This window comes from Pontivivens nitratireducens (genome assembly GCF_014235845.1).
Taxonomy (GTDB): domain Bacteria; phylum Pseudomonadota; class Alphaproteobacteria; order Rhodobacterales; family Rhodobacteraceae; genus Pontivivens; species Pontivivens nitratireducens.
This window is the reverse complement of sequence record NZ_JACJUQ010000023.1, coordinates 13,516-29,128: the sequence shown is the minus strand read 5'-3', so window position 1 is coordinate 29,128 and position 15,613 is coordinate 13,516. Positions and strand designations below refer to the sequence as shown.

Annotated in this window: 15 protein-coding genes; 13 read left to right on the top strand and 2 right to left on the bottom strand. The window is 62.1% G+C overall.

The features are described from left to right. Together H1S03_RS16215 and H1S03_RS16210 are read left to right on the top strand one after the other, a co-directional pair. Positions 1-593 (top strand): helix-turn-helix domain-containing protein (locus H1S03_RS16215; RefSeq protein WP_249777967.1); only part of this gene is annotated, 593 nt, incomplete at its 5' end. Between the two features lie 366 nt (positions 594-959). Then, positions 960-1,883: an arsenic resistance protein gene (locus tag H1S03_RS16210; protein ID WP_249777966.1), complete on the top strand. Its 924-nt coding sequence runs from the start codon at positions 960-962 to the stop codon at positions 1,881-1,883. Between the two features lie 69 nt (positions 1,884-1,952). On the opposite strand, the gene H1S03_RS16205 is transcribed toward H1S03_RS16210, so the two are convergent. Next, positions 1,953-2,354 carry a MerR family transcriptional regulator gene (locus H1S03_RS16205; protein WP_166195387.1) on the bottom strand — a complete coding sequence of 134 codons (402 nt, stop codon included), beginning with the start codon at positions 2,352-2,354 and terminating at the stop codon, positions 1,953-1,955. 96 nt (positions 2,355-2,450) lie between these two features. Between H1S03_RS16205 and H1S03_RS16200 the strand changes: the two genes are divergently transcribed. From H1S03_RS16200 to H1S03_RS16175, 6 genes are read left to right on the top strand one after another with little or no spacing between them, the layout of a single operon-like run. After that, positions 2,451-2,858: a mercuric transporter MerT family protein gene (locus H1S03_RS16200; RefSeq protein WP_185805210.1), complete on the top strand. Its 408-nt coding sequence runs from the start codon at positions 2,451-2,453 to the stop codon at positions 2,856-2,858. A gap of 12 nt (positions 2,859-2,870) precedes the next feature. After that, on the top strand, positions 2,871-3,176 hold the full coding sequence (locus tag H1S03_RS16195) for a heavy-metal-associated domain-containing protein (RefSeq protein ID WP_166195331.1): 306 nt from the start codon (positions 2,871-2,873) through the stop codon (positions 3,174-3,176). A gap of 37 nt (positions 3,177-3,213) precedes the next feature. Continuing rightward, entirely contained in the window at positions 3,214-3,624 is a 411-nt protein-coding gene (gene merF / locus H1S03_RS16190) for a mercury resistance system transport protein MerF (RefSeq protein ID WP_240910503.1), read from the top strand. Between the two features lie 13 nt (positions 3,625-3,637). Next, entirely contained in the window at positions 3,638-4,987 is a 1,350-nt protein-coding gene (locus H1S03_RS16185) for a dihydrolipoyl dehydrogenase family protein (protein ID WP_166195328.1), read from the top strand. 59 nt (positions 4,988-5,046) lie between these two features. Beyond that, positions 5,047-6,498 carry a mercury(II) reductase gene (gene merA, locus H1S03_RS16180; protein ID WP_166195325.1) on the top strand — a complete coding sequence of 484 codons (1,452 nt, stop codon included), beginning with the start codon at positions 5,047-5,049 and terminating at the stop codon, positions 6,496-6,498. A 31-nt stretch (positions 6,499-6,529) separates the two neighbouring features. Continuing rightward, complete coding sequence (locus H1S03_RS16175) at positions 6,530-6,862, top strand: hypothetical protein (protein WP_347339238.1); 333 nt, start codon at positions 6,530-6,532, stop codon at positions 6,860-6,862. Positions 6,863-6,994: 132 nt separating this feature from the next. On the opposite strand, the gene H1S03_RS16170 is transcribed toward H1S03_RS16175, so the two are convergent. Then, entirely contained in the window at positions 6,995-9,310 is a 2,316-nt protein-coding gene (locus H1S03_RS16170; protein ID WP_166195319.1) for a heavy metal translocating P-type ATPase, read from the bottom strand. Positions 9,311-9,637: 327 nt separating this feature from the next. Between H1S03_RS16170 and H1S03_RS17735 the strand changes: the two genes are divergently transcribed. The 5 genes from H1S03_RS17735 (at position 9,638) to H1S03_RS16145 (ending at position 15,613) form a co-directional block, all read left to right on the top strand. Continuing rightward, positions 9,638-12,190, top strand: a complete 2,553-nt coding sequence (locus H1S03_RS17735; RefSeq protein WP_166195316.1) for an NAD-dependent epimerase/dehydratase family protein — start codon at positions 9,638-9,640, stop codon at positions 12,188-12,190. A gap of 88 nt (positions 12,191-12,278) precedes the next feature. Next, positions 12,279-12,716 (top strand): Cu(I)-responsive transcriptional regulator, encoded by a 438-nt coding sequence (gene cueR / locus H1S03_RS16160; protein ID WP_166195313.1) that lies wholly within the window; start codon positions 12,279-12,281, stop codon positions 12,714-12,716. A 9-nt stretch (positions 12,717-12,725) separates the two neighbouring features. Beyond that, the gene (locus tag H1S03_RS16155) at positions 12,726-13,064 is read left to right on the top strand and encodes a hypothetical protein (RefSeq protein WP_166195310.1); all 339 of its coding nucleotides are present in this window, start codon (positions 12,726-12,728) and stop codon (positions 13,062-13,064) included. A gap of 141 nt (positions 13,065-13,205) precedes the next feature. Then, on the top strand, positions 13,206-14,657 hold the full coding sequence (locus H1S03_RS16150) for a multicopper oxidase family protein (protein WP_166195307.1): 1,452 nt from the start codon (positions 13,206-13,208) through the stop codon (positions 14,655-14,657). Positions 14,658-14,680: 23 nt separating this feature from the next. Then, the gene (locus H1S03_RS16145; protein ID WP_240910502.1) at positions 14,681-15,613 is read left to right on the top strand and encodes a WD40/YVTN/BNR-like repeat-containing protein; all 933 of its coding nucleotides are present in this window, start codon (positions 14,681-14,683) and stop codon (positions 15,611-15,613) included.

Below are 15,613 nucleotides of genomic sequence, written 5' to 3'. Positions count from 1 at the left end.
TCCTCGATCGCCGTGACCCCGAGAACATGGTGGATGAAGCCGAGCCCTTCGCGGATCGCGCGGGCGGGTGGCTTGACATGATGGCGCAAGCCGCCGACCTGCACCCGATCACGCGTGCCTGCATGGGATTTCACCTCTGGAGCCTCGCGGGCCTCGAACAGCAGAGCGACGGAATGGAAGCGGCGGTCACGGCGTCGCGCATTGCCGCGCATGAGGGCGAGGGGGCGATATTCGCACCCTTGGCCATGGGTGGGGCGGGGGCGCTGCGCACCGGCGGCCCACCCGCTAACCGCCTGGCGCGCTGGCTCGACGGGATGGAAACGGCATGCCTGACCGCGATGCGTCACCTCGACGATATCGAGACATGGTCGGCGCGGGCGGAAGCCGAGATGACTCCGCTCTCGGGCAAGACGCCACCAGCCCTGCGCGAAGTGCTGACCGAATGGCCCCTGGTCTCTGCCCCCATGGCCGAGGCCCTGACCGGAGCCAGCCGCGCCGCTGTCCAGCGCAACCTCGCCTGGATGGAAGCACGGAATCTGGTCCGCGAGCTAACAGGGCAAGGACGGTTCCGAATGTGGCGCGCCACAAACTGATTGTCGAAGCGATCTGTGCGCGCCGATGTTGCGTCTATCCGCAGCACGGCTGAAACGGTGAGGAGCACCGTTTTGCAGATGCTCGAGGTCAAAGAGTTCGGCTGATCGGCTGAGACAATTCGGCTATCGCCGCGTCTACAACTACCATGAAAGCATTGTCGACTGGGTCGTGACCGGTCTACGGGTATAAACCGGACAGAGCATACAACGCTCCAAGCGACGAACGAGCCGTTGTCGCAATGGCCTGTCCAGTGATGTCTTCTTGAAAATTGCCGACGGAAAGAGCAGGGGCAGGACATAAAGCTGCAAAATCTCGAACGCCATCAAGCCTGGATATATCTCGCTGCCATCCTCTCCGGTCTGGTCTTGGGCGCGCTCGCGCCCAGTATCGCGGGGGTGTTAGAAGCGCTGCTGTGGCCGGTGCTGGGATTTATGCTTTTCACTACTTTCGCTCAGATGCCGCTCGCGCACCTGCCGCGCGCGACGCGCGACCGGCGTTTCATCGGCACCATGCTGATCGGCAACTTTGTCCTGGTGCCGCTGCTGGTCTGGGGGCTGATCGCGTTCCTGCCTGACGATCCTGCGCTTCGGCTCGGGGTGCTTGTCGTGCTGCTGGTGCCCTGCACCGACTGGTTCATCACATTCACCCATCTCGGTCGCGGCGATGCGGTGCGTGCCGCGACCGCGACACCGATCCTCCTCGCGGTTCAGTTCGCCTGTCTGCCGCTCTTCCTCTGGCTGTTTCTCGGCGAGGCATTCCTTGAGCTTCTCGCCGCCGACCGCATTGCCGCCGTCTTTGCGGCGCTTGTCCTGCTGCCGCTCACAGCGGCTTTCCTGCTGGAGCGTTGGGCAGAGGCGCGCCCGGAGCGGGCCGCGATAGTAAATCGCCTCGCCTGGCTGCCGGTTCCGCTTCTGGCTGTCGTGGTGTTCCTGATCGCGGCCTCGCAAGTCGACGCGGTAAGGGATGCGCTGCCGGTTCTGGCGCAGGTGGCGGGCGTCTACGTCGCCTACCTCGTCGCCGCAGCACTTCTCGGTGCGGCGACCGGGCGGGCGGCCGGATTGCCCACTAGCGGGCGACGAACGGTCATCTTCTCGCTCGGAACCCGCAACTCCTTCGTCGTACTTCCGCTGGTGTTGGCGCTCGGACCGGAGTGGAACGTGGCGGCCGTGGTCATCGTCTTCCAGTCGCTCGTCGAGCTCTTCGGCATGGCCGCCTATCTGTGGATCGTGCCGCGCTATCTGGTCCCCGAACATGCGGCGATCACGCGGGACTCCGCACGGAACGAATGATCGCAAACAACGGCGCTGGCACCATTGTCCGCTTGGCTGACATGCGTGGGCGTCCTCAACTATGGCCCTTCAGGTCACCTCCGTCAGCGCGTCGATCACAGGGCATTCAGGGACATCGTCACCGGTGCATTGCGCCACGGTGGAGGACAGCACGCGTTCGATGTGTTTGAGATCGTCGATCTTGGCGCGGACCGAGGCGAGATGCGAATTTGCAAGACCCTGCACCTCACCGCAGGTCTGGACCCCGCCATCGACCAATGCGAGCAGATCGCGGACTTCGTCCAGCGTGAACCCCAGCTCGCGCGCCCGCATGATGAAGCGCAGGCGCCCGACATGGCTCTCGTCATAGGCCCGGTAATTCTTCGACGTGCGCGGCGGCTCGGGCATGACGCCGATGTTCTCGTAGTAGCGGATGGTCTCGAGGTTGCATCCGGTCAGTTTGGCCAGATCGCCGCGCCTGAGGACCTTCACCGATCTGTGATGATTTTTCACGTTTGACCCCCTTGAGCCTGTACCAGCTACAGACCCTAGATTGAGATCATCACTGAGGCAAGGATGCTTCGAACCATGACTGAGACCACATCCGCGGGCCGGCAGACGGCAATGGACGAAACAGTGGCTGCCGACAAAAAAGCATGGGCGACAACCTGGCTCGGCGCGCTTGGCGCGCTGGCCATGACCTCATGCTGCATCCTGCCGCTGGTGCTGGTCAGCTTCGGCGTTACCGGCGTGTTCATTGCGCAGCTGGGCGTTCTCTACCAGTACAAATGGATCACCTTCGCGCTGAGTGCCGCCTTCATCGGCTATGGATTTTACAAGGCCTATCGTCCGATCGCGGCCAAAGTCTGCGCGGATGGCACCTGCGCGCGTCCCATGAACCGGACACTCATGCGATCCATTCTTTGGATTGCCACCGCAATCGTCGCCGTCGCGATGATCTTTCCCTATCTCACCCCATACCTTCTGTCCTACTGAAAGGCCGAACCCATGAAGTCACTCCATCTTGCCCTTGCGGTCGTTGGAACTCTCGCAGCTTTCCCCGCCAGCGCCGCCGAACAGCGCATCAATATCGGGGTCGGCGAACTGACATGTCCGACCTGCTCCTACACGGTGGCGGCGGCCATGCGGGGCGTTCCCTCGGTCGAGATCATCGACTTCACGGAAGGAGAGGAATTCGGCACCGGCACCTACATCGTCGCCTTTGATGACGAGGCCGCCGATCAGGACATGATCGTCGAAGCAATCCGCGCCACCGGCTATCCGGCGGACATCGTCGAGTCCGGCGATTCCTGATCGCATTCACCGACCCGCACTCGGAGCTGGAGACAGCATGACAGACATGAACAATAAAAATGAACCCACGACCCTTTTGCGGCGCGGCCTCATCGGCAGCGTATTTGCGGCGATCTGTTGCTTCACGCCGTTCCTGGTGCTGATCGTCGCCGGGGTCGGACTTTCTGCCGTTGTTGGTTGGCTCGACTACGCGCTTTTCCCGATGCTCTTCGCCTCGCTGAGTGCGGTTGCATATGCCTTGTGGCAGCAAGCCGACAGACAAGGGCACAGTCCGAAAGCCCTTCTCATCGGCTTGGCGGTTGTTCTTTCGGCTCTGCTGTTCTGGCTGGAGTTCCGCTTTGCTCTGCGGATCTCGATTGCCGCCGCTTTGGCGGTGGCGGGATATGCGCTCTGGCTCAGAAAATCAGGCAGTTCAGCAGTGAGCCAGATCAAGAGAAACTGGCACTAGGAAAGGAACAGGTATGACCAAGACGTATGACCTCATCGTGATCGGCGGCGGCACCGCTGGAAATGGCGTCGCCCGGACGGCCGCGGATGCAGGCTGGAGCGTCGCCAGCATTGACAGCGAACCCCATGGCGGCACCTGCGCCCTGCGCGGCTGCGATCCCAAGAAAATGCTGGTCGCGGTCACCGAGGGTGTCGAATGGGCCGAAAACATGAAGGGCAAGGGGCTGGAGGCGCAACCTTCGGTCAACTGGTCCGACATGATCGCCTTCAAGCGCAGCTTCACCGACAACATGCCGCCGCGCATCCAAGGCGGAATGGAGAAGGCGGGGATTGACGTTTTGCACGGAGAGGCGCGGTTCACCGGCTCCGATACGATCGAGTGGAACGGAGAAACCCTGACGGCGAAGCATTTCCACATCGCCACCGGCGCGCGGCCGATGACGCTGAACATTCCCGGCGAAGAGCATCTGACCACTAGCACCGAGTTTCTTGAACTCCCCGAACGGCCTGACCGCATCGCCTTTGTCGGCGGTGGCTTCATCGCGATGGAATTCGCACATATCGTCAGGCGCGCCGGGTTCAGCGAAGTGACCGTGCTGGAAATGGCGGATCGCCCCCTTGGTAACTTCGACCCCGACCTGGTCGAAATGCTGGTCGAAGGCACCGAGAAACTTGGCATCGACCTACGCACCAAGGCGAAGGTCACGAAGATCGAGAAACAGGGCGATGAATTTACCGTCACAGTGGAACGCGCCGACGCCACCGAAACCGTGACCTGCGACCTGGTGGTGCATGGCACGGGCAGGGTGCCGAATATCGACGGGCTGAATCTTGAGGCGGCCGGCGTCGAATACACGCGCCGCGGCATCAAGGTGAGCCACGCGATGGGCACCACCAACCCGGCCATCTTCGCGGCTGGCGATTGCGCCGATAGCGGGCTCAATCTCACCCCAGTATCGGCGGCAGAGGGGCGCATCGCGGGCAAGAACCTGCTCGCCGGAGAGGACGCCAAGGAGATCAAATACCCGCCGATCCCGTCGGTTGTCTTCACCCTGCCGATGGTGGCCACGGTCGGCTTGTCGGAAGCGGAAGCCAAGGAACAAGGGCGGAAGTTCGATGTGCATTTCGAGAAGACTGAAGGCTGGTATTCGTCGCTGCGCGTCGGCGCGAAACATACCGGATTCAAGGTTCTTGTCGAACAGGGCAGCGGGCAGATCCTCGGCGCGCATCTGATCGGACCGGGCTCCGAGGAACAGATCAATCTCTTCGCCATGGCCATGGGTGCCGGGCAGACCGCCAACCAGATCAAGGCGATGATCTTCGCCTATCCGAGCTATGCCTCCGACATCGGGTCGATGGTGTAATTTCAGAATTTTGGCCGGGCGACCGTCGCGATGTCCGGTCGCAGGCCAAGGAAGAAGACATGGACCAGACCGTCAAGAAAAAGGATTGCTGCTCATCGAAAGAGGTGAGCGGCGACCAATATGACCTCATCGTCGTGGGAGCCGGCTCGGCCGGGTTCTCTGCCTCGATCACGGCAGCCGAGGCCGGAAAGCGCGTGGCTCTTGTCGGGCACGGCACCATCGGCGGCACCTGTGTGAACGTCGGCTGCGTGCCATCCAAGGCGATGATCCGCGCCGCCGAGGCGGTCCATGGCGGCGCGTCCGCTGCCCGGTTTCCGGGCATCTCGCCTTGCGCCCATGCCGTGGACTGGGGTGGCGTGGTGAAAGGCACCGCCGATCTGGTCGAGGAGATGCGGCAGAAGAAATACATCGACCTGCTGCCCGCCTATGAGAACGTCACCTATATCGAGGAAGGCCCGGCGCGACTGGTTGAGGGTGGCGTCGCTGTCGGAGGCCGGGTGATATCCGCGCCGCGCGTCCTGATTGCCACCGGGTCTCGCCCGCATATACCTGTAATTGACGGGATCGAGGCCGTGGAGGCGTTGGATTCCTGGGGACTGCTGACTCTACCCGACCGGCCCGAAAGCATCCTCTTTCTGGGCGGCGGCTATATCGGCTGCGAGCTGGCGCAAATGGCCTCGAGACTGGGGGTGAAGGTCACGCTAGTGACCCGCTCACGCCTTCTGCCAGGCGCCGAGCCGGAGGTGACCGAGGCGCTGACGGAGGCGCTGAAGGTCGAGGGCATCACGGTCGAGACCGGTCTTGCTTACGTCTCGGTCGCGAAAGCTGCGGGCGGCGTCAGTCTGACTGTCGAACGGGGTGGCAAGACCGAGGATCTGACCGCCGAACGGCTGGTTGTGACCACCGGCCGGATCGCCAATTCCGAGAACCTTGGATTGGAAGAGCTTGGCATCGAGACCGATGCGCGCGGCTCGGTCATGGTCGGCCCCGACATGGCGACCACGCGTGCCGGCGTCTGGGCCGCGGGCGATGTCACTGACCGTGACCAGTTCGTCTACATGGCGGCCTATGGTGCCAAGGTGGCGATCAATAATGCCCTTGGATTGGAGCAGATGCGCTATGACAACGCGGCGATGCCGTGGGTCGTGTTTACCGACCCGCAAGTGGCCGGCGTCGGCCTTTCGGAGGCCGAGGCCAAGACGGCGGGGTACGACGTCAAGACCAGCGTGATCACGCTCGACAACGTCCCGCGCGCCGCCGCTGCACGCGATACCCGCGGCGTGATCAAGCTGGTGGCCGACGTCAAGACCGACCGCTTGCTGGGCGGTCAGATCGCAGCACCCGAGGGCTCCGAGACCATCCAGACGCTTGCCATGACCCTCAAGTTCGGTATGACCGCAGGGGCGCTCGGCGAAACGATCTTCCCATATCTGACCACGGTTGAAGGACTGAAACTGGCCGCACAAACCTTTGACAAGGATGTGGCAAAGCTCAGCTGCTGCGCGGGGTGAGACCATGGCATCAGGCGATAGATCGGACTTCTTGTCGACGCTTCCCGGGGGGCTGATCGGCTGGGGCTTGCCAATCGCCGCGATGCTCCTGGCGATCGGCGTCCCGCATCCGGTCAAGACCTGGGTCTGGGTCATAGCGCTGATCTGGATGGGAGCAGCTTGTCTTTGGAACGCGCACCGGTGCAAGCGGCGGCATTGCTTCTGGACCGGACCGTTTTTCCTTGTGATGGGGCTGGCCGTATTGGCTTACGGGTACGGTTTCGTGGATCTTGGCGGCCAAGGCTGGAAGTGGCTGGGTGCGGTGATCGGGATTGGCGCGTGGGCTATCGCGGCCATCACGGAGCGCGAGGGCAGGTATCGTTGATAAGCCGTGCGGAACGACGACTTTTTATCGTCGCTGTCGGCGTCGCCTACAATTTTGCAGAACACTCGGTCAATCGACAGGAGAGTGCTGTATCCGCGCGATGGATTATTGGACCCGGGAGCTTGATGCAGGTCATAACCGGACCGTCCGCAACCTGAGAGCATTTCCAATTACCGAAACAGAAGAAAGACTCATCGCAGCGGCTGCAAACATTGGAGAGATCAACAGCCCGAAGAATGGATACAGGATCCCCGCTGCGATCGGTACGCCAGCCGTGTTGTAGATCATCGCGAAGAAGAGGTTCTGCCGGATGTTCCGCATCGTCGCCAGCGAAAGACGCCGCGCGCGGACAAGTCCGTTCAAATCGCCCTTCAACAGCGTGAAGCCGGCACTCTCAATCGCCACATCGGCACCGGTTCCCATTGCTATCCCAACATCCGCCTGTGCCAGTGCCGGCGCGTCGTTCACGCCATCGCCAGCCATCGCGACCTTGCGACCCTCGGCCTGAAGCTCACGGATGATTCGCGCCTTGTCTTCGGGCAAGACATCGGCCCGGACATCATCGATGCCGAGCCGTGACGCGACGGCACGCGCCGTGCGTTCGTTGTCACCTGTCGCCATGACAATCCGGAAGCCCAGTTCGTGCAGCGCCTTCAATGCGGCGGGCGTGGTTTCCTTGACCGGATCGGCGACACTGACAAGGCCCGCCACGGCACCGTCGATGATGACGAACATCACCGTTTCACCTTGATCGCGGCGATCATTGGCCACCTCGGTCGCGGCGGGCGCATTGAGGCCAATTTCGCCGATCATCCGGGCGTTTCCGAGAGCGACGGACTTGCCGTCCACGATTCCCTTGACCCCCATGCCGGTGACCGCCTCGAAGTCATGCGCGCTGGCAAGGTCTATCCCGCGCGCCTCGGCCCCGCGAACAATGGCTTCGGCCAGGGGGTGCTCTGACCCGCGTTCAAGGCTGGCGGCCAGCCGCAGGAGATCTTCCTCGTCATGGCCGTCCTCGGGAAGGACGGCGGCAAGCTCCGGCTTTCCCATGGTCAATGTGCCGGTCTTGTCGACGATCAGGGTGTCTACCTTCTCGAACGCTTCCAGGGCTTCGGCATTCTTGATGAGGACGCCCGCCTGAGCGCCGCGTCCGGTCGCCGTCATGATCGACATCGGTGTCGCGAGCCCGAGCGCACAGGGACAAGCGATGATGAGCACCGCAATGGCGGAAACGAGACCATAGGCGAGGGCAGGGGTGGGCCCCCAAATCGACCAGGCAATGAATGAAACGATGGCCACGGCGATCACCGCCGGCACGAAATACCCTGCCACTGCGTCGGCGAGCTTCTGGATCGGTGCGCGTGACCTTTGTGCGGCTGCCACCATTTCGACGATCTGCGCAAGCATCGTGTCCTCGCCGACGCGTTTCGCTTCGATGATCATACTGCCAGTGCCGTTGATCGTAGCGCCGGTAACGGCATCGCCTGTCACCTTTTCGACCGGTACGGGTTCGCCGGTGAGCATCGACTCGTCGACAGAGGACCGCCCGTCGATCACTTCGCCATCCACCGGCACTTTCTCGCCCGGACGTACCCGGATGTGATCGCCGATCTGGACATCCTCAAGCGCTACTTCTTCCTCGCTTCCATCGGCTCGGATAATCCTCGCGCTCTTGGCGGCAAGGTCAAGCAGGGCCCGGATGGCGGAGCCAGTTCGCTCACGTGCGCGCAGCTCCAGGATCTGACCGAGCAGAACCAGCACGACAATCACTGCCCCTGCCTCGAAATAGATGCCGACATTGCCCTGGTCGTCGCGGAAGCCTGCGGGGAAAAGGCCTGGTGCGATCACCGCGAAGGTGCTGAAGGTCCAGGCCGCGAAGACGCCCATGGCGATCAGGCTGAACATGTTGAGATTCAGCGTGCGGAAGCTCTTCCAGCCTCGCACGAGAAACGGCCAGCCGGCCCAGAGAATGACCGGCGTCGCCAGGATCAGCTCTAGCCAGTGAGCAAGCCTTTCCCCTGTCCAGTCGCGGATGGGCATGCCGACATAGCCGCCCATCGCGAGCAGGACGACCGGGATGGTCAGCGACGCGCCAATCCAGAAGCGGCGGGTGAAATCAACGAGTTCGGGATTCGGGCCTTCGTCACCAGTGGGCACGCCCTTGGGTTCCAAAGCCATCCCGCAGATCGGGCAGTCACCCGGTCCGACCTGCTCGATTTCGGGGTGCATCGGGCAGGTGAAAATCGTTCCCTCGGGCATCGGCTCCGGCGCCGGCCCTGCACCCAAATACGTCTCGGGCTCGGCGTCGAACTTGTCCTTGCATCGTGACGAGCAGAACAGAAACTCTTCGCCCGCGTGAGTTGATCGGTGTTTGGCCGTCGCGTGATCGACCTTCATCCCGCAGACGGGATCAGTGACTTCGCGTGTTTCTGCTTTTTTAGTGTCCATGTCAGGTTCCTTCGGCAGGCTGCTGACAATTTACTTAATGCTTCTAGTCGCTGGAAGGTCAATAGAAGCCTGCACCCTTTCAAATGTTCGATCCCAGACGCGGCCTCCAACCTTCCAGCGCTGGAAATTGAAACCAAATGCCAATGACTTAGTTGAACCGGTAGCAACTGAAAGAAGGAAGAAGATCATGATGGATGGGGGAATGATGGGTGGCGGCATGATGATTGGCATGGGAATCGTCTGGCTTCTTGTCATCGTGGTGCTGGTTCTCGCGATCGTGGCACTGGTGAAATACCTGCGCACGTAGCTTGAAGCCGGAGTGCCACCGTGACGGATGAAAGCAAACCTGTCGTCATTGTCACCGGGTCGAGCGGGTATCTCGGATCAGCGGTGGTGCGACGGCTGCATGAGTCCTACCGCGTCGTCGGACTTGACCGGTATTCGCCACCCCATCCACCGCATCAAGCCGAGTGCGTCTGTTTCGACATCACCGATCAGGCAAGTGTCGATACCGCGCTTGATCGCGTACGGCTGGCATATGGCGACAGTATTGCCGCCTGCATCCATCTTGCCGCCTATTTCGACCTCTCTGGCGAGGATGATCCCGCCTATGATGCGGTTACCGTCGAAGGGTCGAAACGTCTTCTGAAGGGCCTTCAGGAATTCAAGCTGGAACAGTTCGTCTTCGCGTCCACCATGCTGGCGCATGCGCCGACCGAGCCTGGCGAGCCGATAGACGAAGATCATCCTTTCGATCCCAAATTGCCTTACCGGGCGTCGAAGGTGCGGACCGAAAGAATGCTGCGCGAAGAACGGGGTGACGAGAAACTCGTGCTGATGCGCCCCGCCGGAATCTACGATGACAAAGGGCAGTCGACTTTTCTGACCCATCAGATCGTCCGCATCCACGAGAAGCGCTTCAGCGGCAAGCTCTATCCCGGCGACCTGTCGCGCGGGCAGGCCTTCCTGCATCTTGACGATTTTCTTGACGCGGTGGAAAGCATCGTCGACCGGCGCGCCAAGTTGCCGGACGTTTTTCCGGTACTTTTGGGTGAATCAGACCCGATTCCGTTCGGCGAGTTGCAGCGCCTGATCGGGCGCGAGCTGCACGGTGAGGACTGGATCACCTGGAACGTGCCGCCCCAACTGGCCAAGCTCGGCACCTGGACGGAAAACAAGATATTTGGCGAGGATGCCTTCATCAGGGCGTGGATGGTCGATATTTCCAACGATCACTACGAGCTAGACCTTTCGGCGGCTAAAAAACACCTGGACTGGACGCCTGAACACAGCCTCCGCGACGACATGCCGGGCATCCTTCAGCGACTGAAGGACGATCCCTACGAATGGTACAAAGCGAACGGTTTGAACGCCGCACGGGTCTCGGCGGCCAAGGTCGAAAACGCCGTGGCTGAAGAGGCCGCCGAGGAGACGCCATCCGAGGCTGAAGCGAGCGAAAACAGGCGCGAACACGACGACCACATGCGGCAGATGCATTTCTCGATGCTCTGGGTGCATTGGCTGGTCATGGCGCTCGGCCTGTGGCTGGCCACCGCCCCGTCGGTTTTCGGTACATTCGATCAGACCGAATTCAGCGCAGCGGTCCAGCGGGTGACGGAAGATCGCGGGCTGTGGGCCGCCTCGACCCGCAGCTGGCTCACCGCGTGGAACGATGTCTTCACCGGGCTTGCCATCATGGTCTTTGCGGCGCTGTCGCTGCGCCATGGCAACGGCTGGGCGCAATGGGCGAATGCCGCACTGGGCGTCTGGCTGCTGGCCGCGCCGCTGGTGTTCTGGACGCCGGATGCGGCCGTCTATGCCAATGACACGCTGATCGGCGCGCTGGTGGTCGCGCTGACGATCCTGATCCCGATGATGCCGGGCATGTCGCGCGAGGGGATGATGGACGACAGCGACATTCCGCCCGGCTGGACTTATTGCCCCTCCACCTACGTCCAGCGCCTGCCGATCATCGCGCTCGGTGTCGTGGGCTTCATCCTGTCGCGCATCCTGTCGGCCTATCAGCTCGGCCATGTCGATAGCGTGTGGGAACCGTTCTTTTCGTCGCCCTCGGCGCTGAACGGCAGCGAATACATCATTACCTCGGATGTCTCGAAAGCCTGGCCCATTGCTGACGGCGGTCTTGGCGCGATGAGTTACATGTTCGAGATCATGATGGGCGTCATGGGCAGCCGCCTGCGCTGGCGCACGATGCCCTGGATGGTCGCACTGTTCGGCATCGTGGTCGGGCCGCTCGGCGTGATCAGCATCTATTTCATCATCATCCAGCCGATCACGATCGGCACCTACTGCACGATCTGCCTGATGGCGGCGCTGGCCATGCTGATCATGATCCCGTTCTCGCTCGATGAGATTGTCGCGATGGTGCAGTTCATGGTGTGGAACACGCGCCGGGGCAGACCGTTCTGGCGCGCGTTCTTCAGGGGCGATGCACTGCCCGGTGGCGCAACCGGGGGCGAAATGAGCTTCGACGCGCGACCGATGCAGATTTTCCGACAAAGCGCGCGTGGGGTTACCGTCCCATGGACACTCGGGCTGAGTGCTGCGATCGGGGCCTTCCTGATGCTGTCGCGCGCGATCTTTGGCAATGAAGCAGCGATGGCGAACAGCGATCACCTGCTGGGCGCACTGGTCCTGACCACAGCGGTCATCGCCTGGGCCGAGGTCGCGCGTCCACTGCGGTTCCTCAACATCCTATTCGGCCTCTGGCTCGTCATCGCGCCGTGGTTTCTGGGCGGAGGCACGGTGGCAGGCAGCCTTGTCGGTATCCTCGCCGGTATCGCTCTCATCGCGCTCAGCCTGCCGCGTGGGAAGCGCAGCGAGGAACACTATGGGAGTTGGGACAGGTTCATTTTTTGAAGGGGCGTCACAAAAAGATTGCCAAGCGTCCTTGACCTTCCAGTAGGTGGAAGGACTATCTGGTGTTTCAAGGAGAGGATTGTCAGCCATGAACATTGGAAATGTTTCGGAACAGAGCGGATTGCCGGCGAAAACGATCCGGTATTACGAGGATATCGGACTCGTGCAACCATCGCGGCGTGAAAACGGGTACCGCGATTTTGCTGTTCAGGATCTGCACAAGCTGGCGTTTCTCGGCCGGGCGCGGTCATTGGGTTTCAGCATCGATGAATGTCGCACGCTGTTGTCATTGTACGAGGACCGCGAGCGGTCCAGCGCCGACGTCAAGGCGATCGCACAAAGCCATCTCGCGCGGGTGGACCAAAAAATCGAGGAGTTGCAGGCGCTGAGCGCGACGCTTCGTGATCTCGTTGTTCGGTGTCATGGCGATGATCGTCCGGACTGCCCGATAATGGATGATCTGACGCGTTCCGACCTCCGGAGACGCGAAATCATCCCGCTGGAACAACCCTCTGAACACTGGTAAATTAGCCGCATGCACTTCGTCGCCCGCCTCATCATGATAGCCGTCCTTGCCGCCTTCGCGGTAAGCTCGGTTGCGCATGCGGCCGGTTCGGCCAGGATGGCATCTGAAATGATCACAGCCGGAGCTGAAATGCCAGGTGCCGACTGTGAGGCGTGCGATGATTCGGCGGGACCCTCAGGCATCGCTTGCGATTTCGTATGCAACTCGGCGGCCGCCGCCGCGCTGGTGGAAACGTCGGCGGAATTTGGTCTTCATGCAATTTCGAGCGCGCATGGCATGTCGATCGCGCGTGATTTTCGCGGTCTGACCAGCCCACCTGCCAAACAGCCTCCAAAATTCCTTCTCTGATCTGACACGCGCCGCGATTTCGCGGTCGCCGTGTCATGCCGTGACGCCGGAGCCATGCTGCTCCGCGCTGCGGGTATTCCCCAACCGCAGTTGCCGCTTTGGCTCCGGCGGAGGACCGAATTATCAGAGAGCCCCTGTCCGATGTCTTTCAAATACAAACCTACTGTCACGCGCCGCGCCTTTGTCGCGTCGTCGCTCGCGGGTGTGATGTCCGCCACCCTGCCTTTTCCGAGGATGGCAGAAGCCGCCACCCGGAAATTCTCGCTCCGGGCCGCACAGGGAAGGACACGGCTTGTTCCTGAGCCACATCCCGACACCGCGGCCTGGTGCTACAACGGCAAAGTACCGGGCCCGGAGATCCGCATCCGGCAAGGCGAACGCCTGCAGGTCGAGGTTACCAACGACCTTGCAGAGGAAACCACAGTGCATTGGCATGGTATCCGGCTTCCGAACGCGATGGACGGGGTGCCGCACCTTACACAGGTGCCGATCGGCCCGGGCGACAAGTTCGTCTATGAATTCGATGCAGTCGATGCCGGCACCTTCTGGTATCACCCACATCAGCGCAGCTTCGAGCAGGTCGGGCGCGGTCTCTACGGTCCCCTTATCGTCGAGGAGGCCAATCCCCCTCGTGTCGACCGCGAAGTTACCTGGATGCTGGACGACTGGCGACTGACCGACGACGCATCGATTTCTGACGATTTCGGCAATGCCCATGACGTGAGTCACGCGGGCCGCCTCGGCAACACCGTGACGATCAACGGTCTTGTGCCGGAGACATTCGCCGTGGCATCAGGCGAGCGGATCCGCCTCCGCCTGATCAACGCCGCGAATGCCCGGATCTTCGCGCTCGATTTCGGGGACCATACACCGCGCATCATCGCGCTCGATGGCCAACCCGTCACGCCACATGACCCGCCGGGCGGTCTTGTCGTTCTTGGACCCGCAATGCGCGCCGACGTAATCTTGGATTGCATCGGTGAGCCCGGCGCGCAATCCCAGCTTGTCGACCGTGCCTATCGCGGGAACGATTTTCGAGTCCTCGATTTCACCTACGCTGAAACCGCCCTGCGCGAGGCTACACCGGACTGGCCGATCACACTGCCAGTCAACCCTATTCCCGAACCAGACCTGAGTTCTACGCAGCGTCATGAGGTGACGTTCACCGGCGGGATGATGGGCATGATGGTGGAGCGAGAGATGGGCCTGGAGCCGCGTGGAGGCATGATGGGCGGCGGGATGATGGGCATGATGCATGACGGGCGCGGCATCTGGTTCATCAACGGAAAAGCCGCCGAGGGGCATGTGCTCGACCCGTTCCTGACGCTTAAACGCGACGCGAGTCACATCCTGGAAATGACCAACGCGACCGCTTTTGATCACCCGATTCATCTGCACGGCCACTCATTCCGCGTGATCAGCCGAAACGGTGCGCCGACGCCGCATCGGGAATGGCAGGACACGGTGCTCATGGCGCCCCGCGAACGGGTCGAGATCGCCTTCGTCGCCGACAATCCCGGCGACTGGATGTTCCACTGCCACATTCTCGAACACCAAGCTGCGGGAATGATGGGCGTGATCCGCGTCGCATGAGCCCCGGAGGAGGAGGACAAGAGATGACAAACAGTACCTTGAATTTTGAGCCGGACAGACGCCACTTCCTGGCACTGGGTATGGGTGCAGCCGCAGTGCTCGTGTTGCCCGGCGCGGCCCGCGCGGCCGGCGGGACGGCCGATATCCGAACGCTCGCCTTCGATGGCGACACGCTGCTGATCGCAGGGGCAACACTGAGGGCCAGCCCCGACGGCGGTCGCAGTTGGCATGACAGGCCAACACCTTCCCCGGTCTCCTCGATCGCCACGCATCCTGCGCGTCCCGGACGTCTCCTTGCCGGTTTGGCGCGGGGAGGGGTGGCCGTGTCCGGCGATGGCGGATCGTCATGGACTACCCGAAGCGACGGGCTTGCGTCCGGCGAGGTCACCGCACTGGCTGTGGCCGCCGGAACCCCCGACATGATCTATGCCGCAATCCGCGGCGACGGCCTTTGGAAGAGCGAGGACGCAGGTGCCAGCTGGGCCCTCGCGATGGACCGGCCCTGGCTCGACGCGGCCGAGCGTGACCCGCTGACACTGGCATCGGTCGATCTCGATACCGGGATGGGCGGCATATGGATCTATGCAGGAACTGAGAAAGGCCTGACCCGTGTTCCGGACTGTTTCTGCCGCTGGCAGGACGTTCAGCCGGGCAATGCGATGGACGCTCTGGTGGCGGGCGATGCACCGCCTGCCGAGGCACCACTTCCGACGGGCGAACCGGTCCTGTCGCTGGCCAGTGCTCTGACGGCACCGTCTAAGCTTTACGCGGCGCTGCCGTCGGGGGTGTGGGCGTCGCAGGACGGCGGCGTGGTCTGGACGCACAAGGCAGAAGGGCAGGGGAGGGCCGTCGCGCTTCACCCAAGGGACGAAAATCACGTGGCCGCCATACTCGACGGCACTCTGAGACTCAGCCGCGATGGCGGCGCTACCTGGACCGCGATCACGGTCGCATGA

Coding starts and splice junctions, on each gene's coding strand:
- H1S03_RS16200 (WP_185805210.1), top strand. CDS start 2,451: ATGACTGAGACCACATCCGCGGGCCGGCAGACGGCAATGGACGAAACA.
- H1S03_RS16195 (WP_166195331.1), top strand. CDS start 2,871: ATGAAGTCACTCCATCTTGCCCTTGCGGTCGTTGGAACTCTCGCAGCT.
- merF (WP_240910503.1), top strand. CDS start 3,214: ATGACAGACATGAACAATAAAAATGAACCCACGACCCTTTTGCGGCGC.
- H1S03_RS16185 (WP_166195328.1), top strand. CDS start 3,638: ATGACCAAGACGTATGACCTCATCGTGATCGGCGGCGGCACCGCTGGA.
- merA (WP_166195325.1), top strand. CDS start 5,047: ATGGACCAGACCGTCAAGAAAAAGGATTGCTGCTCATCGAAAGAGGTG.
- H1S03_RS16170 (WP_166195319.1), bottom strand. CDS start 9,310: ATGGACACTAAAAAAGCAGAAACACGCGAAGTCACTGATCCCGTCTGC.
- cueR (WP_166195313.1), top strand. CDS start 12,279: ATGAACATTGGAAATGTTTCGGAACAGAGCGGATTGCCGGCGAAAACG.
- H1S03_RS16155 (WP_166195310.1), top strand. CDS start 12,726: ATGCACTTCGTCGCCCGCCTCATCATGATAGCCGTCCTTGCCGCCTTC.
- H1S03_RS16150 (WP_166195307.1), top strand. CDS start 13,206: ATGTCTTTCAAATACAAACCTACTGTCACGCGCCGCGCCTTTGTCGCG.
- H1S03_RS16145 (WP_240910502.1), top strand. CDS start 14,681: ATGACAAACAGTACCTTGAATTTTGAGCCGGACAGACGCCACTTCCTG.